The organism is Breoghania sp. JC706 (assembly GCF_037026715.1).
Classification (GTDB): Bacteria; Pseudomonadota; Alphaproteobacteria; order Rhizobiales; family Stappiaceae; genus Breoghania.
The window spans coordinates 1-507 of the sequence record NZ_JBANCG010000032.1; the positions used below are offsets into that span (position 1 = coordinate 1).

At 51.5% G+C, this 507-nt stretch carries 1 protein-coding gene; it reads right to left on the bottom strand.

Translation table 11 applies throughout. The features are described from left to right. Nucleotides 1-14: 14 nt before the first annotated feature. Nucleotides 15-449: an IS200/IS605 family transposase gene (tnpA, locus tag V2L18_RS23430; protein WP_186392795.1), complete on the bottom strand. Its 435-nt coding sequence runs from the start codon at nucleotides 447-449 to the stop codon at nucleotides 15-17. Between the last annotated feature and the right edge of the window lie 58 nt (nucleotides 450-507).

The window sequence follows — 507 nt, forward strand, 5'->3', positions numbered from 1 at the left end:
GGTTTTGTTAGCGCCTAGTAGCTGCGATTGAACAGGTCGGCATAGTCAGAGGCTTTGTCGACCTTTTCCTGGTTACGGATATATCGTCTGACGACCTGCTCATTGTAGCCAGTGGTCGAGACGAAATATCCACGTGCCCAAAAGTGGTAGCCTTTGTATTTCCGTTTCCGGGCATACTTGTTGGCCACATACAGCGCCGTCTTGCCCTTCAAGAAGCCGACCACATGGGCCACAGAGTATTTCGGCGGGATCGAGATCAACATATGGACGTGATCGGGCATAAGGTGTCCCTCCTCGATCCGACAGCCTTTCTGCAATGCCAACCGCACGAACAGATCCCGCAACTCTCGCCGCAGGTCACCATAAAGGCGTTTCGTTCGGTACTTACTTGAGAATACCACGTGGTATTTGCAGTCCCACGTGCTGTGTGATAGATGATCGACATCCATAAAACCTCCATGCTTGAGTATCTTGACCACGCCAATGGTTCAAGCATGGAGGTCTCTC